Origin of the sequence: Streptomyces sp. NBC_01275 (genome assembly GCF_026340655.1) — a bacterium.
Classification (GTDB): Bacteria; Actinomycetota; Actinomycetes; order Streptomycetales; family Streptomycetaceae; genus Streptomyces.
In genome coordinates this window covers 130142-156832 of record NZ_JAPEOZ010000001.1, presented here as the reverse complement: position 1 = coordinate 156832, position 26691 = coordinate 130142, and the positions used below count along the sequence as shown (strand labels likewise).

Genomic DNA, 26691 nt, shown 5'->3' with positions numbered 1-26691 from the left:
GGAACCGTTGCCGCCCCCTCTTCGGCGGCCGGTCCATGACGCCGAGTGACGGGCGTGGGGTGCGTCGTACCCGATCCCTGGAAAGGCAAGCCATGACGCTGATGACCCGACGCTCCGTCCTGATCGCCGGCACCGCGACGGCCGGAGCCCTGCTGGTGCCCGTGGGCGCCGTCCAGGCCGCGCCGGTGAGGTCGGGAGGGCGGCTCACGGTCGGCTCCGGCGAGACGTACGAGGTCCCCGCGACCACCCGGCTGAGCGCCCTGTCGATCGCCGAGGGCGGCACGCTCACGGCCCCCGCCGGCCACAGCCTCACCCTGACCGTCGGCGGCGTCGAGACCGGCCAGCTGCTGACGGCGACCGGCGGCACCGCCACCCTGATCCGGCCCGGCGGCTACCGGGGCGACCTCGTCCTCACCGTGGCCACGGCCAACGAGGTCGCCTACGAGACCCTCGCCTTCCCCTTCCGGCAGGCCCTGTACGTCGACGCGGACGGCGTCGACCGCGACCGGTCCGTCCTCGCCGCGGTGACCGGCGGCAGGCTCACCGACAACCTCGCCCGGAACGTCTCGATCACCTCCACCGGCGAGTGCTTCGACGGCGTCTTCGTGCAGGACGGCGCGTACACACTCCACAGGCCCGTCATCTCCCTGACGGGCAACGGCCGTTGCGACTTCGCCGGCTACGGCGCGGCGGTCGTCGGCGACGGCTCCGCCACCACCCTGGTCCTGGACGGGGCCCGCATCAGCACCGAGGGCGTCGTCCGCACCGGCGTCATCTCCAACGGCGGCGCGAACGTCGTCGTGAAGAACTCCCGGGTCCGCACCCGCAACGGCATCCTGCCCGCCGACTACCAGGCCACCGTCGAGACCCCGTACATGGAGTCCGTGCCCTGGATGCTCGGCCTCGACGGCAACGTCCGCGCCACCAACCTCATCGGCAGGAACAGCAGGGCCACCTACCTCAACTCCACCGTCTTCTCCGAGACGTGGGGCGCACTGTCGGTGGAGGGCGGCAGCGGACTGAAGCTGACCGCGATCAACAGCCATGTCGGCAACACGGGGGAGTACGGCTACGGCACCTACGCCATCGGCGACGTCACCGTGCGCGTCCTCGGCTCCCGGTTCGACGTCGGCAGCTACGCGACGATCATCGCCGGCCCGGCGGCCGTCGTGCACTACGGAGACAGCACCCGCGAAGCGGTCGCCGCGCTCGACGCCGAGCTGGAACTGGGCCTCACCAAGGCCGAGCTGGCGGCCCTGCCGGTGCGCAACACGGTCGTGAACTCCGGCCACTTCGGCTACATGTTCTTCGGCACGGGCACCCTCACCCTCGACGGCGGCACGGTAATCAACTCCGAGCGGGCCACCTTCCTCAACAAGGGCCAGCAGACCGCCATCACCGTGGACGGCTCCGGCGGCGCCCGTCTGAACCCCCGCGACGGCGTCATCCTCCAGATGATCGAGCTGGACGACCCGGGCCCGGTCCCCGTCAACGGCAAGATGATGAACGTCGGCGTCTACACCGAGCCCACCACCGACCCCGCCAAGGACGCCTCCTTCGACGTCGCCGCCGTCCACACCGCCGACGGAGCCGCCGCCTTCACCTCCATCAAGCTCGAGGGCGACTTCTACAACGGCATGCGCAAGGGCAAGAACATGGTCCTCACCTTCGAGGGCTCGACGGTCCAGGGCGTGATCTCGGCGACCCGGGCCAAGCACCGGGTCCCGTCGATCGACGCGTCCACCTTCTACGAGCTGGGCATCGTCGCCAACACCGTGCAGCCGGCTGTCAACAACGGCGCGATCGTCCGGCTGAACAGCGGCTCCGTCTGGACGGTCACCGGCACCTCGTACCTCACCTCACTGACCCTCGCCGCCGACGCCGCCGTCAGGGCCCCGCGCGGAAAGACGGTGACCCTGACCGTCGACGGGACGCCGACGGCCCTCACCCCGGGCACGGCCTACGCGGGCGCGCTCACCCTCACCGTGGCCTGACGCGGGGGCCCTCTCCGTTCCCCGGGAGCCGATCGGCGCGGGGACCTAGGCTGGAGTGGTGGCCGGGCGCGGAAATCATCGGCCCGCCCGTTGAACCTTCCGGCCAGGTGCGACGTATCGGTCACCATGGGTGGCGTGGCGTCACCCGGACGACAGCGGCGCAGGATCGCCGAGGGGGCGGCTCCGTGCGGCGAGCGCGGAGCCGGGAGAGAGGGCCGAACGATCTCAGCGGTAACCAGCCATCCCACCAGCGGCGAGCTCGACCCGCCCGTCCCGGCACGGCAGCCGGACGGGACGGGCGCGGCGGGCGAGCGCCTTCAGCTGCAGGGCCTCGACGGGCTCCGCGGCCTCGCCGCGCTGTACGTGGTCCTCTTCCACTGCTGGCTCCTGACCTTCCCCGGATTCCCCAGGAACTCGGGCCCCGACTGGCTGGGCTGGATGATGTACGGCAGGCTCGCCGTCGTCTTCTTCCTGGTGCTGTCCGGGTTCTCCCTGGCCATCTCCCCGGCCCGCCACGGCTGGCAGCTGGGCGGGGCACGCCGCTTCCTGAGCCGGCGCGCCTGGCGCATCCTGCCCCCCTACTGGGCGGCGCTCGCGCTGAGTCTCGCGGTCGCCTGGCTGGTGGTGCCCGCCTCGCACTTCGGCCCGCCGACCGGAAAGACGCTCCTGGTCTACGGTCTCGTGGTCCAGGACGTCTTCACGGCGCCGACGCCGAACGGGGCCTTCTGGTCGATCGGCGTGGAGGCGGAGCTCTACCTCCTCTTCCCGCTCTTCCTGCTGATCCGGCGGCGGCTGGGCGCGCTGGTCCTGGTCGGGGGAGTGACGCTCCTGGTGGTGGCACGAGGCCTGGCGGCGCCCGACGCGTCCCCGGTGGAGGGGATGAACTGGCTGACGCCGAATCTCGCCCCGGTCTTCGTCGCCGGGCTGGTCGGCGCGGGGATCATCGTCGCGTCGGAGAAGGTCAGGCGGCTGCCGTGGCACTGGCTCGCCGCCCTGGCCGCCCTGCCGATCGGGTCGCTCCTCGTCGTCAGGGGGTCCGTCTGGACGGCGCGCCACTTCTTCTGGGTGGACCTGGCCGTCGTGCCGGCCATGACGATGCTCATCGTGGCGGTCGCCACCGGCCGGCCCGCCCTTCTCATGCGACTGCTGGCCACCCGGCCCATGCGCAGTCTGGGCAACTTCTCCTACAGCCTCTACCTGATCCATCTGCCGATCGTCATGGTCGTCATCCGGAAGATCGCCCCGCACTTCGTGTCGTCCGGACTGCCCGCCTTCTGGTTCACGCTCCTGCTGGCGGTGCCCGTCTCGGTGCTGGGGGCGTGGCTGTTCGCCGCGCTCTTCGAGCTGCCGTTCAAGCGCCACCGGTCCTGGAAGGCCCTGCTCGCGGCGGGCCGTTCACGCGGGACCCGCCTGAGCGGAAGCTGACTCCGGCGCGGCTCAGGAGGCGGCGGCCGACCGGGCCTCCGCCTCCTTCACGATGTCCTCGAACCGTGCGCCCATCGCCGCCGCGAGCGCCTGTGCACCCGACAACGGCCGTACCATGACGGTCAGTTCGTCGATCAGGCCGTTCTCGTCGAGGTGGATGAAGTCGCAGCCGGTCAACTCGCGCTCGCCCACTCGGGCGGCGAACACCAGGGCGTGGTCGCGCCCGTCGCCGCCGCCGAGCTCACGCTCGTACCGGAAGTCCTCGAAGACCTGTGACACCGTGCGCAGGATCGCCGCGGTGATGGCCTTGCCCGGGTACGGCTTGAACACGACCGGGCTGGTGAACACCACGTCGTCGGCCAGCAGCGCCTCTACGGCGTCGAGATCGCCTGCCTCGACCGCCTCACGGAACGCGCGCATCGGATCACCTCATCGTCACAGTCGTAGACACAGTCTCGAGAGACACCGTCACAGGAGACCTGGTCACGGGAGACATAGTCAATTAGTCGAGTAAGTCACGACGAGCATAATCACCTGCTGTCGACGCGTCCATGGGTCCCACGGGCCCGTAGGGTGACGTGGATGTTCAGCCCCGAAGGCCCCACGCTGCGCGAACTCGCCGTCCAGGCCCTGTCGTCGGTAGAGCACGGCTACGACCTGCTCGCGCCCAAGTTCGACCACACGCCCTTCCGCACCCCTGACTCCGTCCTGGACGCGGTCACCGCGGCCCTGCTGCGGTCGGGCCCGTACGACGACGGCCTCGACCTGTGCTGCGGCACGGGCGCCGGGACCGACGTGCTGACGGCGGTGTGCCGGCGCAGTGCGACCGGCGTGGACTTCAGCGTGGGCATGCTCGACGAGGCGCGGGGGCGGACCCGAGGGCGGGCGCCGGCTGCGGGCCCGCGCGTGTCCTGGGTGCGTGCGGACGCCCGGGCGCTGCCGTTCACGGCCCGCTTCGACCTCGTCGTCAGCTTCGGCGCGTTCGGGCACTTCCTGCCCCGTGAGCTGCCGGGGCTGTTCGCCGAGGTGCACAGGGTGCTGCGGCCGGGCGGACGCTTCGCGTTCCCGGTCCTCGCGCCGCCGCGGCCGACCTCGCCGGCCTACTGGACGCTCCTCGGCTTCGACGCCGTGATGCGGGTGCGCAACGCCCTGTGGCGGCCGCCGTTCGTCATGTACTACCGGGCCTTCCGGCTCGGCGAGGTCCGGCGGGAACTGGAGCGCGCCGGCTTCCGCGTGGACCTCCGTAGGCTCCCCGAGTTCGGGACGAGGAGCGACGGCGGTCCACGCGTTCGGATGGTCGAGGCGCGCCGAGCGGATTAGCGGCTCACACGAAGCGGCGCACGAACGACAGGGCCGTGTCCGCGACCTCGTGCCAGCCGTGGTCGATGGTCAGCGCGTGGCCGCGGTCCTTGATCTCGACGATCTCGGTGATCCCCGGGTTGTGCTGCTGCTTCTTGAAGGAGGCGTTGGCGATCGACCACGGCACGGTGTGGTCCTTCTCGCCCGAGATGATCAGCAGCGGACCCCGGTCGGGGTTCTCCGAGTCCACCTTCGCCTCCGTCCACGGGTTGAGGTTCGCCGTCGCCGCCTGGAACAGCGGCGCGCCGGGAGCGGCCACCGCGAACGTCTCGTACAGCTCCTTGGCCTCCTCCTCGCCGACCGCGTTCGCGAACGAGTACCGGAACTGGTCGTAGGTGAGCGGCACGGCCCGGTTGCGGTTGGCCGGATTGCTCAGCACCGGCGCCGACGCGCGGAGCGCGGAGATCGGCAGCGGCAGCACGCCCCGGAACGGCGCGGGGTCGATCGCCACCGACGCGGCCGACAGCCCGCGCCCGGCGAGGATCTGCGCCAGCAGTCCGCCGAAGGAGTGACCGACGATCGCCGGCTTGCGCGCCAGCAGGCCGATCAGCCCCTGGAGATGGTCGGCGACCTGCCCCACCGTCTTGCCCGCGAACACCTCCGGATGCTCCTTGGCCTCCGCGACGGTCTCCGGGTCGTCCGGCCACGACAGGGTGACCGGCGCGTAGCCCGCCTCCTCGAAGCGGGCCGCCCAGCGGTCCCAGCTGCTCGGCAGCAGCCACAGGCCGTGCACGAAGACGACCGGCGTGCGGTCGGTGGCGTTGGCCGCCTCGATCTGTTGGGCGTCATGGGTGGTCATATGAGGGCTGCTCCCTGGGATCCCGCGCGATGAGAGGTGCGTGGAGGTGCGTCCTGCCACCGATACTCGCAGTGAATGCGGGACCTGAACCCACTCACAGCGCACTGTTTCCCGATCGCACCCCTCACAGGGCGCTGTACAGGGCCTCGATCAGCGCCGTCTTGCGTGGGTCGTCGGCGATGTGCGGGCCCATACGGTTCATCACGTACCCCAGGGACACCCCCGCCTCCGGATCCGCGAGCCCGCAGGAGCCGCCGAAGCCGTCGTGACCGAAAGCGCGCGGGTTGGGCCCGTACGAGCCGTTCGGGCCGCTGAGCCAGAGCCCCAGCGCGACCTCCGTGTCGTGGGCGAATCCTGCGCCCAGCACCAGGTCACGGCAGCTGCCCTGCCCCTCCCGCATCCGCTCGGCCGCCTCGACGGACAGCACGCGCCGGCCGCCGAACGAGCCCCGGCCCGCGAAGATCCCGTACAGCGCGGCGACCGCCCGGGCGGTCCCGTGGCCGTTGGCGGCCGGGATCTCGGCGGCCCGCCATTGCGGCGAGTTGGCCTCGGCGGCGCCGGCTACCGGGTTGGTCAGCGCGGCGAGGGCGACGGGCGCCAACTGGCTGAAGATCGCGGCCTGTTCGCTGGCCGACGCGACCGGCGGATGCACCAGCTCGGCGGCCCGCCCGGCCTCCTTCTCCGGCAGTCCGACGGTGAAGTCGACGCCCAGCGGCCCGGTCACCTCCCGCTCGAGGAAGGCCCCCGGCAGCAGCCCCGAGACCCGCCGCACGACCTCGCCGACCAGGAAGCCGTAGGTCAGCGCGTGATAGCCGGACCGCGTGCCCGGCTCCCACCAGGGCTCCATGGCCGCCAGCCGGGCGACGGTCAGCTCCCAGTCGTAGAGCTGCTCCAGCGAGTGCGGCTCGCGCAGTCCGGCCAGTCCCGCGCGGTGCGACAGCAGATGCCGGACCAGGACCTTCTCCTTGCCGGCGGCGGCGAACTCGGGCCAGTACACGGCCACCGGCGCGTCGAGGTCGAGCAGCCCCCGGTCGGCCAGGACGTGCGCGCACAGCGCCACCGGGCCCTTCGTCGTCGACCACACGTTGACCAGCGTGTCCCGCTCCCACGGGCGGGTGTGCGCCGCGTCGGCCCAGCCGCCCCACAGGTCGGCCACGGTCACGCCGTCGACCGTGACGGTCACGGCCGCGCCCAGCTCGTCCCGCTCCCGGAAGTTCTCCTCGAAGGCGGCGCGCACCGCCGTGAAACGCGCGTCGCAGTGGCCGTGAACCTGTGGCACGTGCTCGGACATGGGGCCTCCGTGGTCCGCCGGAACCCCGGACCGCGACGGTGCGGCCCGGACCCCCCGAACATACCGACTGGTCGGACTGGAGGGAAGGACCGGGGACTGGGGCGCTCGGCGCACCCGGACCCGCTCAGACGTACGACCGCAGCCAGCGCAGCTTGGCCGCCTCCTGGTAAGGGCCGCCGCCCTCATGGTCGTTGAACTCGTACACCTCGATCGTCTTGTCGTCGTGCGCCCAGGCGTTGAACGCGGCGAACACGGTCGACGGCGGGCAGGTCTGGTCCTCCAGGGCCGTCGAGAAGAGGGCGGGCGCCGTGCCGCGCGCGGCGAAGTGCACGCCGTCGAAGTAGGAGAGGGTGCGCAGGGCGTCCTCGGTGCGGCCGCGGTGGGTCTTGAGGAACAGGCCGATCTCCCGGTACGGGTGACGGTCCGTCAGTACCGCCGCACGCGGGAAGTCGCACAGGAACGGCACGTCCGGCGCGATCGCCGCCAGGCCCGGCACCAGACCGCCCACGGCGATCGTGATGCCGCCGCCCTGGCTCCCGCCGAGCGCCACCGTCCGGCTCGCGTCGGTCAGCGGGTGCGAGCGGGCCGCCTCGACCGCGCGCACCCCGTCCGTGAACACCCGCCGGTAGTAGTAGTTCTCGGGGGCGTCGATGCCCCGGGTCATGAAACCGGGGTAGGCGGGCGCGCCGCCCACCGGATCGGCGGTGCCGCCTCCGCCGCCCCAGGCGCTGCCCTGGCCGCGGGTGTCCATGATGAAGTGCGCCCGGCCCGTCGACGCCCACAGCAGATGCTCGTGCGGCAGGCCGCGCCCCCCGCCGTACCCGACGAACTCCACGACCAGGGGCAGCGGCTCCTCGGCCGCGGCGGGCACCGTCAGCCAGCCCTTCACCGGATGGCCGCCGTACCCCGCGAACGTCACGTCGTACACCCGCACCGTGGCCAGACCCGTGTCGACCGGCTCGAAGCGGGCGTCCAGGTCGTGCTCGCGGGCCTCCTGGAGGGTCTTCGCCCAGAACGCGTCGAAGTCCTCGGGCTCGGCGGACGCGCTGCGGTACTCGTGGAGTTCCTCGAGGGACAGGTCGAACAGAGCCATGAAGGACCGCCTTTTGTTAAGTGGCCGTACGAATGATCACAAGGTACGTGGCCGCCACGAGCCCTCGCCAGACCACGTCGTCGGGCTTCACGCGGGCCGGCGGCGGGTCCACTCCGGCTCGGTGCGCTCCCACGCGCGGTCCCACTCCGTGAGCCGGTGCCGCATCGCCACCCGGCGGACGACTCCGTGCCCGAGCAGCACCAGGGCGGCCGTCCCGCCCGCCGCGCACACGCCCATCGTGACCGCGTGCTGCCACACCACCGTCCCGGTGGCCGGCGGCGCCACGCTCCGACCCCGCGCGTCGAACCACACGGTCACCACGTCACCCCGGCGCGTGCCCTCGGGCACCCGGGCCGTCGCCGTACGCGCCTGCTCGCCAGGCGGCGTCCAGCGCACCGCCACGCTGTACATCCGCACCCGGACGCCGTCCGCGGAGGGCATCGGGTCCGGCACCCGGCCGACGACCTCCGCCCGCACGCGGTGGCGCTCCGCCCGCTGCTCCGCCACGACCGCGCGCGCGTCGTCGTGGGCCCACCGCCCGGCCAGAGCCCCGGCCAGCGGCACGGCGACCAGCAGCAGCACGGCGACGGCAAGGGCCGTCCACGCCTCCACGACGTCCGACCGGCGCCGCAACGGATTGCTCCGCCAGCGCCAGCCGCGTATCCGGGTTCGCATGTCGACCTCCTCGCCGTCACGCGAGCGCCCACATGCAAGTCGTACCCCCAATGGAGTACAACCGCCACACAGAGCCCGCCGAGCGCACGCAGAGCCCGCCTCGGCCGAACCGGTCCCGGCTCTCAGCCGTACCGCTCGATGCGGATGCGGTCCACCGGCTGTCCGGCCTCGACCAGCAGCCGCGACGCGTGCTCGGCGAACGCGTTGGACCCGCACACGTACGCCTCCCAGCCGCCCGCCGGCCCGTCGGCGAACAACGGCGCCACATGACCGGCGTCCAGCCGCCCCACGGGCGCCCCCTCCGGCGCGCTGCGCGTGAACACGGGCGTCGTCTCCGCGCCGTACTCCCGCGCGTAGATCAGCTCCTGCGGGCCGCGCGCCGACACCAGCAGCCGCAGCGGCACGTCGAGCCCGCGCGCCCGACGGTGGCGCACCATCGACATCAGCGGTACGACCCCGGAGCCGGCGCCGATCAGCAGCGCGGGCCGGTCGCCGGGCCAGGCGAAGAAGCCGCTGAGGGGGCCGCGCACCTCGACCTCGTCGCCGGGCCGGGCGACGGTGTGGAACCAGCCGGAGACCTCGCCGCCGTCCACGTGGTCCAAGGTCAGCTCGATGTGCCCGGCGTCGTCGGGCGCGGAGGCGATCGAGTAGTGCCGCTGGGCCGTGTAGCCGTCGCCGGCGGTCAGCCGCAGCATCAGGTGCTGGCCAGGCAGATGTCCCGCCCAGGCCGGCGTCGCGAACCGGAAGGTGGCCGCGTGGGGCGTCTCGCGGCGGATCTCGGTGAGCGTCGCCGTCTGCCACACGGCGGCGGCCCGGTTGCTCACGGCGATCCGGCCGGGCACGGCGAAGCGCGTCTCGGGGCGCGTCCCGGAAGCGAGGTTCTCGGTCATCGACGTACCTCGGTCATCGGAAGTACCTCGGCCGTCGGAACCGCCTCAGTCACAGGAACCGCCTCAGTCACCGGAGTACCTCTGCTCCTGCCACGGGTTGCCGCGCGCGTGGTAGCCGTTCTGCTCCCAGAACCCCGGCTCGTCCTGGTCGAGGAGACGCAGGCCCGCGATCCACTTGGCGCTCTTCCAGAAGTACAGGTGCGGCACCAGCAGCCGCGCCGGGCCGCCATGCTCGGCGGCGAGGGGCTTGCCGCCGTACTCCCAGGCGATCCAGGCGCGCCCGCCGGTCAGGTCCGCCAGCGGCAGGTTGGTGGTGTAGCCGGTGTGCGAGTAGGCGAGGACGTGCGTGGCGGACGGCCGCGGCCGGACCACGTCGAAGAAGGCGTCCAGGGACACGCCCCCGAACCGCACCCCGAACTTCGACCAGCTGGTCACACAGTGGATGTCGCCCTCGTAGGCCGACCCCGGCAGTGCGTGCGCCTCGTCCCAGTCCCAGGTCCGGGGGGCCTCGACCAGCCCGTCGACCCGGAAGGTCCAGTCGGCGGGCGCGAGGTCGGGCGTGACCTCGGCGGACAGCACGGGCCAGTCGTCGCCCGCGTCGTACTGGCCGGGCGGCAGTCCGGCGTTGACGACGCGGGGGCGTCCGGTGAAGCCTCGGGTGACGTTCATGGGGATCCAGCGTGAGGGCGACGGTTGCTTACGCGTTCCACCGTACGTGCATGTCAGCCGTGCCGTGGACCCGGTCCGCCCGTCGATCGTTAAGCGCGTATGAACACTCCCGCGCCCCGGGAATAGCCACCCGGTACCGCGCCCTTGCAGGTGACGTTGCGGATCCAGCGGTCCGGCGACGGCGAAGGAGCGAGTGAAGGAGTGGGAGCAATGGCGAAGGCGTACGTCTTCACCCGGTACGGCGGCCCGGAGACCGAGGCGCTCGTCGACCTGGACCGGCCTCGTCCCGGCCCGGGCGAGGTGCTCGTCGCGGTGCGCGCGGCGGGCGTCAACCCGGTCGACTGGAAGCAGCGCACGGGCTACCGGCGTCCCGGCGAGACCACCGAACGGATCTTCCCCTCCGTCCTGGGCAACGAGGCGTCCGGCGTCGTCGAGGAGACCGGTGAGGGCGTCACCGGCTTCGCGCCCGGCGACGAGGTGTTCGGCACCGCCGTCGCGGGCGGCTACGCCGAGTACGCGCTGCTCGCGGCCGGCATCACCGCCCACAAGCCCGCCGAGCTGTCCTTCGTCGACGCCGCGACCCTCCCGGTGGCCGCCGCGACCGCCTACGACGGCGTCCACCAGCTCGCCCTGCCCGCCGGGGCCACGCTGCTGGTCACCGGCGCGGGCGGCGGAGTCGGCGTGGCGGCCGTGCAGATCGCCCGCTCCCTCGGGCTGCGGGTGGTGGGCGTGGCCAGCGAGCGCAAGAAGGACGTCCTCGAGGCGCTGGGCGCCGTGCACGTCCCGTCCGGCCCCGGCTGGGCGGACGCCGCGCGCCTGGCCGCCCCGGACGGCGTCGACGGCGTCTACGACCTGGTCGGCGGCGACGTGCTGCACGAGGCCGCCGCCCTCCTGACCGACCGCTCCCGACTGATCACCGCCGGCGCCCCGCCCGAGGAGGTGGAGCGCCTCGGCGGCGCCCGGGTCGCCCGCGCCCGCAACGCGGCCGTCCTGAGCGCGGTGGCCGACCTGGTCGTCTCCGGCGCCCTGAGCCCGCACGTCACCCTCACCTTCCCCCTGGACCGTGCGGGCGAGGCCCTCCGCGAGGTCGAGAACGGCCACGCCCAGGGCAAGGTCGCGATCGAGGTCGGAGCGGACGTATGAGCGACATCGAGCCCCGGCACATCCTGGACAATCCCGCCCTCGCCTCGCTGACCGGCCCGCACGCCCGCTTCGCCGAGCGTCGGGGGCGGATCCTGCGCTACCCCGTCGACGTCTCGCCCTGGCTGGCCCTGCCGGACGAGCCGGACGCCGACGACTGGGCGGATCTCGCCGCGCTCGCCGGACCCGGTGCGGAGGTCCCGTTGCTCGGATTCCGGGGTGAGATCCCGCCCGGCTGGGAGATCACCTTCCGGGCCGAGGGCGTGCAGCTCGTCGACGACGGTCTGGTCACCGCGCCGGACCCGGAGGCCGTCCGCCTCGGCCCCGCAGACGTCCCCGAGATCCTCGACCTGGTCGCCCGCACCCAGCCGGGCCCCTTCGAGGCCCGCACCATCGAACTCGGCACCTATCTGGGCATCCGCCGGGACGGCGCCCTCGTCGCCCTGGCAGGCGAGCGGCTCCACCCGCCGGGCTGGACCGAGATCAGCGCCGTCTGCACCGACCCCGCCTTCCGCGGCGAGGGCCTCGCGACCCGCCTGGTCCTCGCCGTCGCCCACGGCATCCGCGAACGCGGCGAGACCCCCTTCCTGCACACCGGCGCGGCCAACACCAACGCCATCCGCCTCTACGAGTCCCTGGGCTTCCGCCTCCGCCTCAGAACGGCGTTCCTGGCGGCCCGGGTGCCCGAGCGGCTGGGGGAGGGACGGGAGGCGGTTCCGGTGGCGTAGGGGAGCGGACGCAGGGGAGCGGGGCGGGGGGAGCGAGCGGCGGCGCGGCTACTCGTCCCCGCTCCGGCGGCGAGGCTACTCGTCCCCGTCCGCCCCGCCCCACGCGTTGTACCGCTCCAGATACTCCGCGAACCGCTCCAGATCCCCCGCCGGCCATCGTGCGAGCCGTTCCCGGAAGGCCGCGCGGCGGCTCTCGGTGACCTGGGCGAGGATGCGGCGGCCGGCGTCGGTGAGGTGGAGGACCTGGACGCGGTGGTCGTCGGCGTCGGGGCGCCGCGCGATCAGACCGCCGCGCTCCAGGGCGGCGACCTGGCGGCTGACGGTGGACTTGTCCAGCGCGTAGTGCGCGGCGAGGTCGGTGGCCCGGCAGCCGCCCCGCTCCTCCAGGTGGCCCAGGAGCGTGTACGACACCAGGGACAGCTCGGGATGCAGCCGCCCCGCCGAGGCACGGGCGCGACGGGCGAAGATCGTCATCTCCCGCTGGATGGTCTCCACGGCCTCGGCGGTCTCCACGGCCTCGACGGTGTCCATGGGCGCTCCCTCATGTCTCTGGTTGCAGAATACAACTCGACGGTCGGGACTGCGGTAGGGTGATCGCCCGGCTGCGGATCTGCCCAGCCGCGTGAGGCCGAGGAGGTGAGACCCATTACCGCAGTGACAGGTGGGGTGCTCTCTCCTCGTAGCGGCGCGGATCGCCGCCCGTAGGTGACTGCGGGAGCGCCCTTCGACTCCCGAAAGGCTCCCGGCTTCCCATGCCCTCAGTTTCCCCGTCCTCATCCTCCTTCCCCTCTGCTTCGTCCTCGACCTCGACCTCTTCCTCGTCTCCTTCGCCGTCCCGTGACGACGTCGTCGCCGCGCTGCGCGCCGCCGGGTGCGTCTTCGCCGAGGACGAGGCGGAGTTGATCCTCGCCGCCGCCCGCACGCCCGGCGAACGCGACGCCATGGTCGCGCGCCGCGTGGCCGGTCACCCTCTGGAACTCGTCGTCGGCTGGGCCGAGTTCCACGGGCTGCGCATCACCGTCGAACCCGGCGTCTTCGTCCCCCGCCGCCGCACCGAGTTCCTCGTCGAGCAGGCACTCGCGCACGCGCCGCACGCGTCCGTGGTCGTGGACCTGTGCTGCGGCTCGGGAGCGGTCGGCGCGGCCCTCGCCGCCGCCCTCGGCCCCGTCGAACTGCACGCCGCCGACATCGACCCGGCCGCCGTGCGCTGCGCCCGGGCCAACGTCGCCGCCCACGGCGGCCACGCCCACCAGGGCGACCTGTTCGAGGCGCTGCCCGGTCGCCTACGGGGCCGGGTCGACATCCTGGCCGCCAACGTGCCGTACGTCCCCACCGGCGAGGTCCCCCTGCTGCCCGCGGAGGCCCGCGACCACGAGCCGCTCACCGCGCTCGACGGCGGCGGCGACGGGCTCGACGTACTGCGCAGGGTCGCCGCCGAGGCCCCCGACTGGCTCGCGCCCGGCGGGATCCTCCTGGTCGAGACCAGCGAACGGCAGGCCCCGGACGCCGTGGAGGCGTTCACCCGCGCCGGTCTGACGGCGCGGCCCGCCGAGGACCCGGAGCGCTACGCCCATGTGATCGTCGGGACCCGGGTCAGGTAGGCGCGCCGCTGCTCGTGGGGCTGGGGGAGCGGTCGTCGCCCCGGTCCCACGGGCCGTGCCCGGGGAAGCCGCCGCGCCGGTCGTTCCCGTTCGGGCCGCGGTCGGTGAAGTCACCGGACATCACGCGGGTCGCCGTGTACGTGCCGTCCGAACGGGACCCGATCACGAACACCGTGTCGCCCTTCTTCAGCGCGCCGGCCCCGGAGTCGGACGACGTGCCGTCGGTGTGCACGGAGACGTCCGAACCCACCGTCCACGTCCACGAGACGCCGTCCTCGCTCTTGACGCCGACCTGGTCGCCGTCGACCTTCTCGACGGTCCCGCGCTGCCAGACCCGTACGACCCACTCGCCGGTGTCACGGTCCTTGACGGTCGCCTCGCCGTGCGCGGCGTCGCCGCCGACACCGAACATGAACCCTGGGCCGCCCCGGTCGTGCCCGTGCCCGGGACCCTCCGAGGGGGACGAGGACGAGGACGACGACGGGGACGTCGCGGACGCGGAGCCGTCGGCCGAGCCCCCCGACGTCGCCGCGTACGCGACCGTGCCGCCGAGGGCCAGGACCGCGACGGTCGTCGCCGCGATCACCGCCCGCCCGCGGGCCGACCGCCGTTCCCACAGCGCGCGCAGGGCGGGGCGTTCCTTCTCCTCGCCGCCCGGCCCCGCGAGCACCTCGACCTCTTCAGGCTCCTCGATCACGGCTGACCCACCTCGACTCCCAGGCCATGACGACGGCACCGATGCCACGCCTCACTGTGATTGTCCGCAGCACGCGGTAAAGGGCCGGTAACAAAGACCTGTGAATCGGCGTGCACGGCACGGCCGGGCACAGCACAGCACGCCGCGCCGCGGCACGCCATGGCGCCGTCACTCGCTGTCCCGCTCCAGCGCCCGTGCCACCAGCAGCGCCACGTCGTCGTGGTTGTCGGGGTGGTGCAGGGCGGTCAGGAGCAGGTCGCACAGGTCCTCAAGGGGGCGGGCCGGGTCGTCGAGGAGGGCGAGGAGCGCGTCGAGGCGTTCGTCGAGGGAGTGGCGGCGGGTCTCGACGAGGCCGTCCGTGTACAGCACGAGCTGGTCGCCGGGGGCGAAGTCGACGTCGGTCGTGGAGAACGCCACCCCGCCCACGCCCAGCGGCACACCGGTGGGCAGGTCGAGCAGCTCGGGCGGCCGGCCGGGGCGGACGCGGGCCGGCGGCAGATGGCCGGCGTTGGCGATCCGGCACTGTCGCAGCCGGGGGTCGTGGACGGCGTACACGCAGGTGGCGATGGAGTGGTCCAGGCCCTGGGTGATCCGGTCGAGATGCTCCAGGAGGACCGCCGGGTCGAGGTCGAGGGAGGCCAGGGTGGTCGTCGCGGTGCGCAGTCGGCCCATGGTGGCGGCGGCGTCGATGCCGCTGCCCATGACGTCGCCGACGACGAGCGCGGTCTTGCCGTCCGGCAGCGGGATGACGTCGAACCAGTCGCCGCCGACCTCGGTGGTGGCGCCCGCGGGCTGGTAACGGGAGGCGACCTCCAGGCCGCCGATGACCGGCGGGTGGCTGGGCAGCAGACTGCGCTGGAGGGTGAGGGCGGTGGTGCGGGCGTTCTGGTACCAGCGGGCGTTGTCGATCTGCACGGCCGCGCGGGAGGCCAGCTCCCGGGCGAGGAGAAGGTCGTCGCGGCCGAACGGCAGGGGGTTGTGGGTCCGTTTGAGGTCGAGGGCGCCGAGCACCTCGCCGCGGGCGATCAGCGGCACGGCCAGATAGGAGTGGACGCCCGCCCGGGCCAGCAGTTCGGCCGACTCGGGGGAGCGGGCAATGCGCGCGAGGTCCTCGTCCTCGACCTCCGCGACCATGACAGGACGGCCGGTGCGCACGCACTCCGTGACCAGTCGCTCGGGTCCGTAGCGGGCGACCTGCCCGGGCGGGTCGGCGGCCTGGAGGGCCTCGGGTGAGTTGTACACCCGTACGGCCAGGGCCCGGATCACGGCCGACTCGGCGGGCCCGAGGCTGGTGCGCCGGCCGTCCACCACCGCGTCCAGCAGATCCACGGCCGCCACGTCGGCGAGCTCCGGCACGGCGACGTCGGCCAGTTCGCGGGCGGTGCGCTCCAGGTCCAGGGTGGTGCCGATGCGGGCGGAGGCGTCGGCGATCAGGGCCAGCCGGCGGCGCGCGGCCTCGGCCTCGACGCCCGCCCGGTACTGGTCGGTGACGTCCCTGATCGAGGCGGCCACGCCCAGCACCGTGCCGCGCGCGTCCTCCAGGCGGTACAGCGAGATCGACCAGGCGTGGTCCTCGTCCGGCTTCGCGGGGGTGCGTCCGATCGTGGACCGGTCGACGACCGGCGCCCCCGTGCGCAGCACCTCGCGGACCGCCGACTCCAGGGCCTGCGCGTCCAGCAGCGGCAGCACCTCGCGCAGCGTCCGGCCCACGTGCTCCTCGGCCGGCACCCCGCTCGCCCGCTCCAGCGCGGGGTTGACCGAGACGAACCGCAGGTCCGTGTCCAGGACGGCCAGACCGTTCGGGGACTGTGCGACCATCCGGGTCGACAGCGCCACGTCCCGCTCCAGCCGGCGCACCGTCGACCGGTCCGCGGCGAGCCCCAGGGCGTACACCTTGCCCCGCTCGTCCAGGAGCCGCATGTTGCGGAACTCCACCAGCCGGGTCGTGCCGTCCTTGCGCCGGATGGGGAACGCGCCCGCCCAGCTCTGGCCGGTGGCCATCACGTCGGCGAACAGTTTCACGACCAGGTCGACATGGCGCTCGTGGACCATCACCTGGGCCGCGAACCGCCCCAGCGCCTCCGCCGCCGTGTAGCCGAACAGCTCCTCGGCCTGCGGGCTCCACAGCGCGATGCGGCCGTCGGTGTCGAGCACCACCGAGGCCACGTTGAGCACGTCCAGCAGCCCGCTGGGCCCGGTCGGGCCGGCGCCCTCGGCCGCGGACGATCCGGCTGCCGTCATGCCACGCACCGCCTCCACGCCTCGACGCGGCACGTCGTCCCCCGTGCCGACTCCCCTGTTCTACCGCGCTCCACCCTTTTCTCCCACGCCTTGGCGGCCTTCTCCCGCGCTTTGGAGGGCCTCCTCCCACGCCTTGGAGGGCCTTCTCCATGCTCCTCCAGTACGGCTGCGCGCGCCGTTCTCCTCAGGGTCCGCATCCGTCCGTCGAAACGGTCCGCATCCGTCCATCGAATTGGTCTGTACATGCCGATCGTGGCGCGCCAGACTGTGCGCCGAACGCACGCCAGAGCGTGCGCCGCACGCGCCCCCACCCCCCACCGAGGAGCTTCCGCATGCCCCTGCGCCCCGCCCGGCCTCGCCGCCACGCGGTCCGCACCGCCCTGGTCGCCCTGGCCACCGTGGCGGCCGCCGTCCTCGCCTCGGCCCCGCCCGCCCAGGCCGCCGACACCTGGACCGAGGTCGGCTCCGACCGCGCCGATCCGCTGACCGAGAGCCAGGGCCTGACCTCGGTCGAGGTCCCGGCGAACAGCGCCAACCGCTACACCGGCATCGGCACGATCCCGCTCTCCCTCTCCACCCGGGGCTGGAACCACGTCGGCGACCCCGACGCCTCCTACGACGGCTACTACGTCGAGCCCTACCAGGCCGACTCGGGCACGTCGAAGATGTACCGGGTGCAGGCGCCGGGCGGCGCCTGGTCGGAGTACGTCCACACGCTCGCCTCGGGCGAGGCCCTGAACAACTCATGGTCGGCGATCACGCCCAGCGGCCAGTGGATGCTGTCGGGCGAGTACGGCACCATGACCCGCTTCCTCGTCTTCCCGACCCCCGGGGTCAACGCGAGCACCTCCCCCTCGGCGAACCTGCCGCTGGTCTCCACCGTCCGCCTGGACCACGCCGTGCGCGACGTCCAGGGCTGCGACTTCACCGGCCCGACCACCCTGCTGTGCTCCTCCGACGACCCGGCGGGCGCCCTCTTCGGCGTCACCAAGCCCCTCCTCCAGATCGACCTCTCCGCGGAACCCAACGGCACGGCCGACGTCACCGGCCATGTCACGGCGCTGCGCCAGCTCCCGCTGCGCAGCTCCTGCTCGGGCACCTTCGAGGCGGAGGGCATCGACTACGACCGTCGGACGGGCACCCTGCGCGTGATCGTCGTCTCGCCCGGCTTCTGCGTGCTGACCGACAGCAAGACGTACCGCTTCACGCGAAGCTGAGGCTTTCAGTCGACGCTTTCAGGGGATGTACGCGGTTCGCGGGGAACCCGGGTACCGCGCACATCCCCATGAAAGGAGTGATCACGATGGACCGTGAACGGCTGCACGACGAGTCCGTCTCCGTCGAGATCAGCGGATACAGCGAGAAGGACGCCCGGATCGTGCTCGACGCGCTGTGCGCGTGCTTCACGTCCGACCGGGGCGCCGACGAGGCGCCGCGACGGTTCCACGAGACGCGCCCGATGGTGTGGCTCGGCACCTTCGAGGTGACCGACGCCCGCGAATGCGCCCACCCCGCCCGGCTCTCCGCCGCCGTCGAGGCCGACGCCCAGGGCGGCTACTGGGCGGTCGAGCGACTGCGTACGACGCTGGACTCCCTGTTCGCGGTACGCGACCTCTCCTCGGCCTCCGGAGACCAGGAGCGGGAGCTGCACGTCCTGCTCGAAAGCCGGTGAGCAGGCAAGCCGATGACCGCGAAGGCCGGTGACCTGCGGCACACCGTCCCCCTGCTTTTATGCAACTAGTTGCACAACCCGTGCGCGGTCCTCTAGAACTGGAGGAGACGACATCGCGCACGGAGGCCGCCATGAGCCGTTACCCCCACCTGCTGAGCCCGCTCGACCTGGGCTTCACCACGCTGCCCAACCGCGTCCTGATGGGCTCGATGCACGTCGGCCTGGAGGAGGCCGAGCGCGGCTTCGAGCGCATGGCGGAGTTCTACGCCGAACGGGCGCGCGGGGGAGTGGGCCTGATCGTCACCGGCGGCATCGCCCCCAACGACGAGGGCCGCCCGTACGAGGGCGGCGCGAAGCTCACCACGGACGCGGAGGCCGAGCAGCACCGCACGATCACCGACGCCGTGCACCGCGCGGGCGGCCGGATCGCGATGCAGATCCTGCACTTCGGCCGCTACGCCTACCACCGCGACCTGGTCGCCCCGAGCCCCCTCCAGGCCCCCATCAGCCCCTTCCCGCCCCGCGAGCTGACCGACGCCGAGGTCGAGCGCACCATCGACGACTACGCCCGCGCCGCCCGCCTCGCCCGAAAGGCCGGCTACGACGGCGTCGAGATCATGGGCTCCGAGGGCTACCTGATCAACGAGTTCATCGCCGCGCAGACCAACCACCGCACCGACCGCTGGGGCGGCTCCTACGACCACCGCATGCGCTTCCCCGTGGAGATCGTGCGGCGGGTGCGCGAGGCGGTCGGCGAGGACTTCATCGTCGTCTACCGGCTGTCCATGCTGGACCTCGTGCCCGGCGGCTCCACGCTCGACGAGGTGATCGCCCTCGCCCGGGCCGTCGAGGCGGCCGGCGCGACGATCATCAACACCGGCATCGGCTGGCACGAGGCCCGCATCCCCACCATCGCCACCTCCGTGCCGCGCGGCGCCTACACCTGGGTGACGAAGAAGCTCATGGGCGCGGTCTCCGTCCCGCTCGTCACCACCAACCGCATCAACACCCCGGAACTCGCCGAAGAACTGCTCGCCGACGGCTGCGCGGACATGGTGTCGATGGCCCGCCCGATGCTCGCCGACCCCGCGTTCGTCAACAAGGCCGCCGCGGGCACGCCGGAGGCCATCAACACCTGCATCGGCTGCAACCAGGCCTGCCTCGACCACACCTTCAGCGGGAAGATCACCTCCTGTCTGGTCAACCCGCGCGCCTGCCACGAGACCGAGCTGGTCCTCGCCCCGACCCGGCTGCGCAAGCGCGTCGCGGTCGTCGGCGCGGGCCCGGCCGGCCTCGCCTGCGCGGTGTCGGCGGCCGAACGCGGCCACGACGTCACCCTCTTCGACGCCGCGAGCGAGATCGGCGGCCAGCTCAACGTCGCCCGCAAGGTCCCCGGCAAGCAGGAGTTCGACGAGACCCTGCGCTACTTCCGCCACCAGCTCGACGCCCACGAGGTGGACGTACGGCTGAACACGCCCGTCGCCGCCGCGGACCTGGCCGACTACGACGAGGTCGTCGTCGCCACCGGCGTCAGCCCCCGCACCCCCGACATCCCCGGCGTCGACCATCCGAGCGTCGTCGGCTACCTCGACGTGCTGCGCGACGCGGCGCCCGTCGGCGACCGGGTCGCGATCCTCGGCGCGGGCGGCATCGGCTTCGACGTCGCCGAGTTCCTCACCGACGGCGGCGACAAGACCAGCGAGGACCCGGCCGCCTACTTCCGCCAGTGGGGCGTGGACCTCGACTACCAGGCCCCCGGCGGCCTCGCCGCCCCCGAGCGCCCGGCCCCGCCGCGCACCGTCCACCTGCTCCAGCGCAAGACCGGCAAGGTAGGCGCGGGCCTCGGCAAGACCACCGGCTGGATCCACCGCACCGAGCTGAAGCACCGGGGCGTGACCATGGTCCCGGGCGCACGCTACGACCGCATCGACGACGCCGGACTCCATGTCACCGTCGGCGAGGAGAGCACGGTCCTGGAGGTCGACACCATCGTCCTGTGCACCGGCCAGGACCCGCGCCGGGACCTGTACGAGGAGCTGGTCGCCGCCGGCCGCAGCGCGCACCTCATAGGCGGCGCCGACCTGGCCGCCGAGCTGGACGCCAAACGGGCGATCAAGCAGGGCACCGAGGTCGCCGCGACCCTCTGAGCGCGGTCCCTAGGATGACTCCATGTCACTCCCGCACGCGATCCTCACCGCCCTGCTCGAAAAGCCGTCGGCGGGGCTGGATCTGACCCGCCGGTTCGACAAGTCGATCGGGTACTTCTGGTCGGCGTCGCACCAGCAGATCTACCGCGAGCTGGGAAAGCTGGAGGCCGAGGGCCACATCCGCGCGCTGCCCGCCGAGCAGCCGGCCCGGGGGCAGAAGAAGAGCTACGAGGTGCTGCCCGCGGGCCGCGCCGAACTGGAGCGGTGGACGGCCGCGGCCCAGGACCCCAAGCCGCACCGCGACGCCCTGCTGCTGCGGCTGCGCGCCGCCGCGGTCGTCGGCACCGCGGGCCTGGAGTCCGACCTGCGCCGCCATCTCGACCTGCACCGACGGCAGTTGACCGAGTACGAGGAGATCGAGAAGCGCGACTTCCCGCCCGGCGACGACAGCGCGCAGACCAGGCTCCAGCACCTGGTCCTGCGCGCGGGCATCGAACTCGAGACCTTCTGGACGCAGTGGCTCACCGAGGCGCTGACCCAACTGCCGGATCTGCCGGACCTGCCGGACCCAGAGGCTTAGAGCCGGTACGGCTTCGCGCGGCGGCGCAGGAACCAGGCCGCCGCGATGACGCCCGTCCCCACCAGCGCCCCGCCCACCGCCATCGTGACGGTGCCGTAGTCCCGCGCCGCGCCGCCGAAACCGCCCATGACGCCGCGGGAGGGCGAGGCCGTCGCGGAGATCGTCGGGGTGGACGCCGCGGACACGATCACGGACTGGGTGCCCGCGGTGCTGCCGCTGGAGCACATGACGACGACCGTGTACGTGCCCGGCGAGACGCCCGACCAGGCGGCCGACTGGCTGACGGTCGTCCCCGACAGCGCCACCTGGCGCCCTTGGGCGAAGCTCGCCTGGCTGCTGGAGAGCAGGGCCGCCGTGCCCCAGCTGCCGTTGATCTGCGTGCAGACGCTGGTCACCACGGACACCATGGAGCCGGTCGTGCTGACCGAGATGCCCGTGGCCCGGGCGGCGGCCGGCTGCGCGCTCAGGGCGAGCGGCAGCGCGGCGGCCGCTGCCAGGGTCAGTCCTGAGCGGACGAGAGGTCGGGGAGGACGGGGAGGACGGGAGGTGCGCATCGGATTCCCTCCGGCGGCACGGTTGGCGGTACGTCCGTTGCGCCGCCGAGGGTCGGGTACGCCCGTGCTGCCTCAGGGGCAGCCAACGTGCCCCCGGCCCGTCCCGCACGCGGACCGCCGCCGGGCAGGTGACGGATTCCTTCGGACGGCCCAGGTCGGCCGCACTCACGAGGGGTCGCCCGTGGTCACCGTCCGCTCCGCCGAGTACGCGCCCCATGTGCCGTCCGGCAGCCGCGCCCGCAGCCGCACCCGGTGCCCGACCCCGGCGTCCCGCCCGGCGTAGAAGCTGTAGGCCGCCCTGCCGCGCGGCGGGGTCCCGCCCCAGACCAGCGAGGTGGCCGGCTCTCCGTCGAGCTGGACGCCGTACTCCGTGACCACGCCGTCCACGCGCGGCGCGACCCAGGACAGGTCGATGTAGTACGCCCCGTCGGCGGCCCGGTGGGTGCGCGCACGGAAGTCCACGGGCGCGGTGTCGGGCCCCTCGCCCGTGCCCGGCGCGGTGGTGAGGCGCACGGGCGGGCCGGCGGGCGAGACGTTGTCGGCCGCGTCCCGGGCCCGGACGGTGAAGGAGTAGCGCATGCCCGGGCGCAGTCCCGTGACGACCGTCGCCGTCTGGTTCCCGCCCACACTGTGGATCTCCGCCGCGCCCTGGTAGACGTCGTACGACACCACCGCGCGGTCGTCCGTGGACGCCGACCAGGACAGCTGGACCGCCCGGCTCCCTGCGGCGCGGCCGGTGACCCCGGTCGGCGGGGTCGGGGCCGAGCGGTCCGCCGCTGCCGCCGTCGGCGTGGTGGCCCGCACCTCCCGGCTGGGCGGACCGAGCCGCCCGTCCGTGTCGCGGGCGCGCACCGTGAAGGCGTACGCGGTGGACGGCGTGAGGCGGACGACGTCCAGCATGTGCGCGGAGCCGGGCACGTCCCCGACCTTCGCCGTGCCCCGGTAGACCTCGTATGCGCTGATCGCGGGCCCGGCGGGGCCCGCGGCGACGGCGTTCCACATGACGTACACGCTGGTCGCGCTCCCGGCCCGCGCGGTGACCCCGGTCGGAGCGCCGGGCGCCCGTCCGTCGTCGGCGGCGGCCCCCGCGCACCCGCAGGACAGGGTCAGCACCGCCACCCACGGCACAACGCGTCGCACTGCTCTCGCCTCCCGGGCCGGCACGGCGGCAATGGTCCGGACCAATATGGCGCGAGCGGGCGGGCGCGGCAAGAGTGCGTCAAGCGGCGCATCGTTACGTATGCTGAGGATCCTCCCGGCACGAACTCTCCCTTCGGGCTGATGAGTTCGTTCCGGTGGCGCGGACCGCTGTCGTCGCTGTTCCCGCGCCGGCGCAGTGGCCCGGGGGCCGGAGCCGCGACGGCTCCGGCCCCCCGGCCCCTGTCGGGCCGTCAGAAGCCGTGCACCGTACGGCCCCCTCAGGGTGGCCCCCGAACGCGCCCGACACCAGATTGGGCTGGGTGTCCGTACCCGTCCCCATGAGAGGGTCCCTATCGTGCGCGCCCAGTCGCTGACACTGGCCGCGGCCGGCCTGGTCCTGCTGGCCCCGGCCATGCCGCCCGCCTCCTCCCCGGCCCTGGCCGCCGCGGGCGCGCCGGCGCCCCGGCAGGAGGGCTCCGTCCGCGCCGCCGACCTGCTGTCCCGGGTCCGCGCCTGCACCCCCGTCTCCCGCGGCCGCTACCGCACCGACGACGACACGCCGGCCGACATCCCGGTCTGCGGCGCCGGCGAGGCGGTCTTCTGGAAGGCCGACATGGACATCGACTGCGACGGCCGCCCGAGCACGCACTGCAACAGCGACACCGACCCGCTCTTCTCCGACGCCACCGCCTACCAGCAGTCCGACGGCCGCCAGTTGAGCGCCGAGGGCCTGCCGTACATCGTCGTGCCCGGGGTGAGCAGCATCTGGAACCACCGCGAGCACGGGGTGTACGGGGGCTCGGTCGCGGCCGTCGTCTACGGGGACCGGGTGCAGTACGCGGTCGTCGGCGACGTGGGACCGGACGACATCATCGGCGAGGCGTCCTACGCCACCGCCAAGGCGCTCGGCATCCGCCCCGACCCGCGCGGCGGCGGCACGCCCTCCGGCGTCACGTACATCGTCTTCAAGGACTTCCGGGCGACACCCATCGAGAGCCACGCCTCCGCGGTGGAGGTGGGGGAGCGACTGGCCCGGTCGTTCGTGACGCAGACGCAGACGCAGACGCAGACGCAGACGCAGACGCGGACGCAGGCACGGACGCAGGAGCAGGAGCAGGAGCAGGAGCCGACGTGGGAGGAGGCGGAGCCGGGGGCGGGCGTGGAGTGACCGTGCGGTGGCCGCCGTGGCCCGGGGTGCAGCCGGGGCACGGCGGCCCGCCGACGGCCGGACGGCCGTCGGCGGGCGAGGCGGGTGGCCGAGAGGCCGTCCGACGGGGGTCGGGGCCCGCGCCCCGGGGCCGTCAGACCGCCGACCAGCCGTCGTCGACCGGCAGGATCGCGCCGTTGATGTTGCTCGCCGCGTCCGAGGCGAGGAACACGATCGCGGCGGCCTGCTCCGCCGCCTCGGCTACGCGGCCGACGTTGACGAAGTGCGGGCCGAGCGTCGACGGACCATGCGCGCCCTGCTCGGCCTCCACCACGATCGAGGTGGCGGTCCCGCCCGGCGCGATCGCGTTGGCGCGGATGCCCTTGCCCCGGTACATCACGGCGAGGGACTTGGTCAGCCCGACCACGCCGTGCTTGGAGGCGGTGTACGCCGCACCCGCCGCGCTGCCCCGCAGACCCGCCTCGGAGGCCGTGCTGACGATCGCGCCCTTGCCGGCGGCCAGCATCAGCGGCAGCACCGCCCGGGTGAGCAGGAAGGGCGCGGTGAGGTTGACCCGGATGACCCGCTCCCACTCCGCGTCGCTCACGTCCGCCAGCGCCGACATACGGTCCATGATCCCGGCATTGTTGACCAGTACGTCCACCCCGCCGAAGCGCTCCACCGCGGTGGCGGCCACCCGGTCGACGACGGCCTGCTCGCTCAGGTCGCCGGTGACGGCCACGGCCGTGCCGCCCGCCTGTTCTATCTCCTTGACGACGGCCTGCGCGCCGTCGGCGTTGAGGTCGGCCACCAGGACCCGCGCCCCCTCCGCGGCGAAGGCCAGGGCCGCGGCGCGCCCGATGCCCGAGCCCGCTCCGGTGACGACGACGCTGCGGCCTTCCAGTCCAGTGGCCATGAGGTGCTCCTAGCTGTGATCCGTGCTCTGGTCCGTGCTGCTGGTGAGGCCACCCTACGACTTAATGTCTTCGAGTGACATAAAGTCGTGGGGGGAGAATTCACGAATCATCGAGGAAGTGATCACCGGATTCCGGAGGACGGCATGACCGCATCGCGCGGACGCACGGGGCGACCGCCCCTGACCGAGGAGCGCAGGGCGGAGATCCGGCTGGAGATCGCCCGCGCCGCGGTGGACCTGTTCGTCGACCAGGGCGTCGCGGCGACCACCGGCGAGCAGATCGGCCAGGCCGTCGGCGTCTCCGCCCGCACGGTCTGGCGCTACTTCCCCAGCAAGGAGAGCTGTGTACGCCCGCTCCTCACGGCCGGCATCGACGTGATCGCCGCCTGTCTGCGCGAGTGGCCCCCCGGCCGCCCCCTCGAAGACGCCTTCGCCTGGCAGCTGGAGGACGACGAGCGCCTCCTCGTCGGCCCCGACCCCACCACCGTCGGAGCGCTGGTACGACTGACCCGCACCGAACCGGGCCTGCGCGCGGTCTGGCTCCAGACGCACGACGAGGCCGAACCGGCGTTCGCCCGCGCCCTCGCCGAACGGGCCGGCCTGCCGGACGCCGACTTCCGGTCGACGGTTCAGGCGGCGATGTTCAACGCGGCCCTGCGCGCGGCCGTGGAACACCATGCGTGGCGCGCCACGGACACCCCCGCCGACCGTGCGACGGCGCGGACCGAGCTGGCGGAAGCCCTCCGCTCGGCCCTCGCCGTCGTGGCCCGCGGACTGACCTGAGCCCGGCGTCACACCTTCCGGTCACGCCTTCCGGTAGCCGTACGCCTCCGCCGCGGCCGCTTCTACGGCGTCCAGGTCGGCGCCCGTCGCCGCCGTGACCACCGCGGCCACCGCGCCCTCGACGAACGGGGCGTCGACCAGACGGGCGCCGTCGGGCAGCTCGTCGCCCTCGGCGAGCAGCGCCTTCACCGTCAGGACGGCGCTGCCCAGATCGGCGAGGAGGGCGACCCCCGCTCCCCGGTCCACGGCGGCGGCAGCGGCGGCGATCAGCTCGGCGCTCGTGCCCAGCCCGCCGCCCTCGGTGCCGCCCGCCGGAGCGACCGGCACGGCCGTGCCGCGGCCCGCGAGACCCCGGGCCAGATCGGCCACGGCGGCGGCCACCGGCGCGCTGTGCGACACCAGCACGATCCCGACCAGCTTCTCTTCGCTCACCTTCTCCTCGCCCACTCTCTTCTCGCTCACCTTCTCCTCGCTCATCGGCGGCTCACTTCCCGCCCGCCTCGGCCAGCGCGGCGATCAGCAGCGCCGACGAGGTCGCCCCCGGATCCTGGTGCCCGATGCTGCGCTCGCCGAGATAGCTGGCCCGGCCCTTGCGGGCCTGCAGCGGCGTCGTCGCCTCGGCGCCCTGCTCGGCGGCGGCAGCGGCGGCGGCGAAACCCTCGGGGAGGGCGGCGACGGCCGGCACCAGGGCGTCGATCATGGTCTTGTCGCCGGGCGCGGCGCCCCCGAGCTGCATCACGGCGTCCACGCCCGTGCGCAACGCCTCCGTCAGCTGCTCCTCGCTCACCTCGGCCGCGTCGCCGAGCGCCTTCCCGGTCCGGCGCAGCAGCGTGCCGTACAAGGGGCCCGACGCGCCGCCGACCGTCGAGATGAGCTGCCGCCCCGCGAGGACCAGGACGGCGCCGGGCGTCTCGGTTTCCTCCTTGTCCAGCACGGCGGCGACCGCGGTGAAGCCGCGCTGGAGGTTGCTTCCGTGGTCGGCGTCCCCGATGGGCGAGTCGAGGGCGGTGAGCCGTTCCGCCTCGCGGGCGACGGACGCGGCGGTCGCCGTCATCCAACGGCGGAAGAAGTCGGCGTCGAGCACGGGCTCTCCTTGCATGGTCGGTCGGCCTGGTCGGTCTGCGTGGTGGGTCTCGTGGTCGGTACGGTC

The 26691-nt window shown here is 73.4% G+C and carries 27 protein-coding genes; 12 read left to right on the top strand and 15 right to left on the bottom strand.

Going from position 1 to position 26691, the window contains the following annotated elements; all coding sequences use genetic code 11:
* Positions 1-92 precede the first annotated feature (92 nt).
* Together OG562_RS00710 and OG562_RS00705 are read left to right on the top strand one after the other, a co-directional pair.
* On the top strand, positions 93-1994 hold the full coding sequence (locus OG562_RS00710) for a hypothetical protein (protein ID WP_266392161.1): 1902 nt from the start codon (positions 93-95) through the stop codon (positions 1992-1994).
* A 135-nt stretch (positions 1995-2129) separates the two neighbouring features.
* Positions 2130-3419 (top strand): acyltransferase, encoded by a 1290-nt coding sequence (locus tag OG562_RS00705; RefSeq protein WP_266392158.1) that lies wholly within the window; start codon positions 2130-2132, stop codon positions 3417-3419.
* 12 nt (positions 3420-3431) lie between these two features.
* Here OG562_RS00705 and OG562_RS00700 read toward each other — a convergent pair whose 3' ends face one another.
* Positions 3432-3839 carry a nuclear transport factor 2 family protein gene (locus OG562_RS00700; protein WP_266392155.1) on the bottom strand — a complete coding sequence of 136 codons (408 nt, stop codon included), beginning with the start codon at positions 3837-3839 and terminating at the stop codon, positions 3432-3434.
* Positions 3840-4001: 162 nt separating this feature from the next.
* Here OG562_RS00700 and OG562_RS00695 point away from each other — a divergent pair, with 162 nt between their 5' ends.
* Positions 4002-4739, top strand: a complete 738-nt coding sequence (locus OG562_RS00695) for a class I SAM-dependent methyltransferase (RefSeq protein WP_266392152.1) — start codon at positions 4002-4004, stop codon at positions 4737-4739.
* Positions 4740-4743: 4 nt separating this feature from the next.
* Here OG562_RS00695 and OG562_RS00690 read toward each other — a convergent pair whose 3' ends face one another.
* The 6 genes from OG562_RS00690 to OG562_RS00665 form a co-directional block, all read right to left on the bottom strand.
* The gene (locus tag OG562_RS00690) at positions 4744-5577 is read right to left on the bottom strand and encodes an alpha/beta hydrolase (RefSeq protein ID WP_266392149.1); all 834 of its coding nucleotides are present in this window, start codon (positions 5575-5577) and stop codon (positions 4744-4746) included.
* A 124-nt stretch (positions 5578-5701) separates the two neighbouring features.
* Positions 5702-6868: a serine hydrolase domain-containing protein gene (locus OG562_RS00685; RefSeq protein WP_266392146.1), complete on the bottom strand. Its 1167-nt coding sequence runs from the start codon at positions 6866-6868 to the stop codon at positions 5702-5704.
* A gap of 124 nt (positions 6869-6992) precedes the next feature.
* Positions 6993-7961 carry an acetylxylan esterase gene (locus OG562_RS00680; RefSeq protein WP_266392143.1) on the bottom strand — a complete coding sequence of 323 codons (969 nt, stop codon included), beginning with the start codon at positions 7959-7961 and terminating at the stop codon, positions 6993-6995.
* An 87-nt stretch (positions 7962-8048) separates the two neighbouring features.
* Positions 8049-8636 carry a hypothetical protein gene (locus tag OG562_RS00675; protein ID WP_266392141.1) on the bottom strand — a complete coding sequence of 196 codons (588 nt, stop codon included), beginning with the start codon at positions 8634-8636 and terminating at the stop codon, positions 8049-8051.
* Positions 8637-8758: 122 nt separating this feature from the next.
* The gene (locus tag OG562_RS00670; protein ID WP_266392139.1) at positions 8759-9526 is read right to left on the bottom strand and encodes a ferredoxin reductase; all 768 of its coding nucleotides are present in this window, start codon (positions 9524-9526) and stop codon (positions 8759-8761) included.
* A 63-nt stretch (positions 9527-9589) separates the two neighbouring features.
* The gene (locus OG562_RS00665; RefSeq protein ID WP_266392136.1) at positions 9590-10195 is read right to left on the bottom strand and encodes a sulfite oxidase-like oxidoreductase; all 606 of its coding nucleotides are present in this window, start codon (positions 10193-10195) and stop codon (positions 9590-9592) included.
* A 210-nt stretch (positions 10196-10405) separates the two neighbouring features.
* On the opposite strand from OG562_RS00665, the gene OG562_RS00660 reads away from it, so the two are divergent.
* Together OG562_RS00660 and OG562_RS00655 are read left to right on the top strand one after the other, a co-directional pair.
* The gene (locus OG562_RS00660; RefSeq protein WP_266392133.1) at positions 10406-11338 is read left to right on the top strand and encodes an NADP-dependent oxidoreductase; all 933 of its coding nucleotides are present in this window, start codon (positions 10406-10408) and stop codon (positions 11336-11338) included.
* Positions 11335-12063 (top strand): GNAT family N-acetyltransferase, encoded by a 729-nt coding sequence (locus tag OG562_RS00655; protein WP_266392130.1) that lies wholly within the window; start codon positions 11335-11337, stop codon positions 12061-12063. Before OG562_RS00660 ends, OG562_RS00655 begins: the two co-directional genes overlap by 4 nt.
* Before the next feature lie 75 nt (positions 12064-12138).
* Here OG562_RS00655 and OG562_RS00650 read toward each other — a convergent pair whose 3' ends face one another.
* Positions 12139-12576, bottom strand: coding sequence for a MarR family winged helix-turn-helix transcriptional regulator (locus OG562_RS00650; protein WP_266408930.1), 438 nt, complete (start codon positions 12574-12576; stop codon positions 12139-12141).
* 239 nt (positions 12577-12815) lie between these two features.
* Between OG562_RS00650 and OG562_RS00645 the strand changes: the two genes are divergently transcribed.
* Positions 12816-13664: a putative protein N(5)-glutamine methyltransferase gene (locus OG562_RS00645; protein WP_266392127.1), complete on the top strand. Its 849-nt coding sequence runs from the start codon at positions 12816-12818 to the stop codon at positions 13662-13664.
* On the opposite strand, the gene OG562_RS00640 is transcribed toward OG562_RS00645, so the two are convergent.
* Positions 13657-14361, bottom strand: a complete 705-nt coding sequence (locus tag OG562_RS00640) for a hypothetical protein (RefSeq protein WP_266392124.1) — start codon at positions 14359-14361, stop codon at positions 13657-13659. The genes OG562_RS00645 and OG562_RS00640 overlap by 8 nt on opposite strands.
* 168 nt (positions 14362-14529) lie before the next feature.
* Positions 14530-16602 carry a SpoIIE family protein phosphatase gene (locus OG562_RS00635; RefSeq protein WP_266392121.1) on the bottom strand — a complete coding sequence of 691 codons (2073 nt, stop codon included), beginning with the start codon at positions 16600-16602 and terminating at the stop codon, positions 14530-14532.
* 332 nt (positions 16603-16934) lie between these two features.
* On the opposite strand from OG562_RS00635, the gene OG562_RS00630 reads away from it, so the two are divergent.
* The 4 genes from OG562_RS00630 (at position 16935) to OG562_RS00615 (ending at position 21001) form a co-directional block, all read left to right on the top strand.
* Positions 16935-17819 (top strand): hypothetical protein, encoded by an 885-nt coding sequence (locus OG562_RS00630; RefSeq protein ID WP_266392113.1) that lies wholly within the window; start codon positions 16935-16937, stop codon positions 17817-17819.
* A gap of 86 nt (positions 17820-17905) precedes the next feature.
* Positions 17906-18274, top strand: a complete 369-nt coding sequence (locus OG562_RS00625) for a hypothetical protein (protein ID WP_266392105.1) — start codon at positions 17906-17908, stop codon at positions 18272-18274.
* A 131-nt stretch (positions 18275-18405) separates the two neighbouring features.
* Positions 18406-20421, top strand: a complete 2016-nt coding sequence (locus tag OG562_RS00620; protein WP_266392102.1) for an NADPH-dependent 2,4-dienoyl-CoA reductase — start codon at positions 18406-18408, stop codon at positions 20419-20421.
* A gap of 22 nt (positions 20422-20443) precedes the next feature.
* Positions 20444-21001 (top strand): PadR family transcriptional regulator, encoded by a 558-nt coding sequence (locus tag OG562_RS00615; RefSeq protein ID WP_266392099.1) that lies wholly within the window; start codon positions 20444-20446, stop codon positions 20999-21001.
* Here OG562_RS00615 and OG562_RS00610 read toward each other — a convergent pair.
* Together OG562_RS00610 and OG562_RS00605 are read right to left on the bottom strand one after the other, a co-directional pair.
* The gene (locus OG562_RS00610) at positions 20998-21555 is read right to left on the bottom strand and encodes a hypothetical protein (protein WP_266392096.1); all 558 of its coding nucleotides are present in this window, start codon (positions 21553-21555) and stop codon (positions 20998-21000) included. The two genes, OG562_RS00615 and OG562_RS00610, sit on opposite strands and share 4 nt — an antisense overlap.
* Before the next feature lie 165 nt (positions 21556-21720).
* Complete coding sequence (locus OG562_RS00605; RefSeq protein ID WP_266408927.1) at positions 21721-22683, bottom strand: fibronectin type III domain-containing protein; 963 nt, start codon at positions 22681-22683, stop codon at positions 21721-21723.
* A gap of 367 nt (positions 22684-23050) precedes the next feature.
* Here OG562_RS00605 and OG562_RS00600 point away from each other — a divergent pair, with 367 nt between their 5' ends.
* Positions 23051-23863 (top strand): glycoside hydrolase family 75 protein, encoded by an 813-nt coding sequence (locus OG562_RS00600; RefSeq protein WP_266392093.1) that lies wholly within the window; start codon positions 23051-23053, stop codon positions 23861-23863.
* A gap of 133 nt (positions 23864-23996) precedes the next feature.
* Here the strand turns inward: OG562_RS00600 and OG562_RS00595 are convergent, their stop codons facing one another.
* Positions 23997-24758 (bottom strand): SDR family NAD(P)-dependent oxidoreductase, encoded by a 762-nt coding sequence (locus OG562_RS00595; protein ID WP_266392089.1) that lies wholly within the window; start codon positions 24756-24758, stop codon positions 23997-23999.
* A 144-nt stretch (positions 24759-24902) separates the two neighbouring features.
* On the opposite strand from OG562_RS00595, the gene OG562_RS00590 reads away from it, so the two are divergent.
* Positions 24903-25541 carry a TetR/AcrR family transcriptional regulator gene (locus tag OG562_RS00590; protein ID WP_266392086.1) on the top strand — a complete coding sequence of 213 codons (639 nt, stop codon included), beginning with the start codon at positions 24903-24905 and terminating at the stop codon, positions 25539-25541.
* Positions 25542-25562: 21 nt separating this feature from the next.
* Here the strand turns inward: OG562_RS00590 and OG562_RS00585 are convergent, their stop codons facing one another.
* Together OG562_RS00585 and dhaL are read right to left on the bottom strand one after the other, a co-directional pair.
* Positions 25563-25973, bottom strand: coding sequence for a PTS-dependent dihydroxyacetone kinase phosphotransferase subunit DhaM (locus OG562_RS00585; RefSeq protein WP_266408925.1), 411 nt, complete (start codon positions 25971-25973; stop codon positions 25563-25565).
* A gap of 52 nt (positions 25974-26025) precedes the next feature.
* Positions 26026-26625: a dihydroxyacetone kinase subunit DhaL gene (gene dhaL / locus OG562_RS00580; protein ID WP_266392083.1), complete on the bottom strand. Its 600-nt coding sequence runs from the start codon at positions 26623-26625 to the stop codon at positions 26026-26028.
* Between the last annotated feature and the right edge of the window lie 66 nt (positions 26626-26691).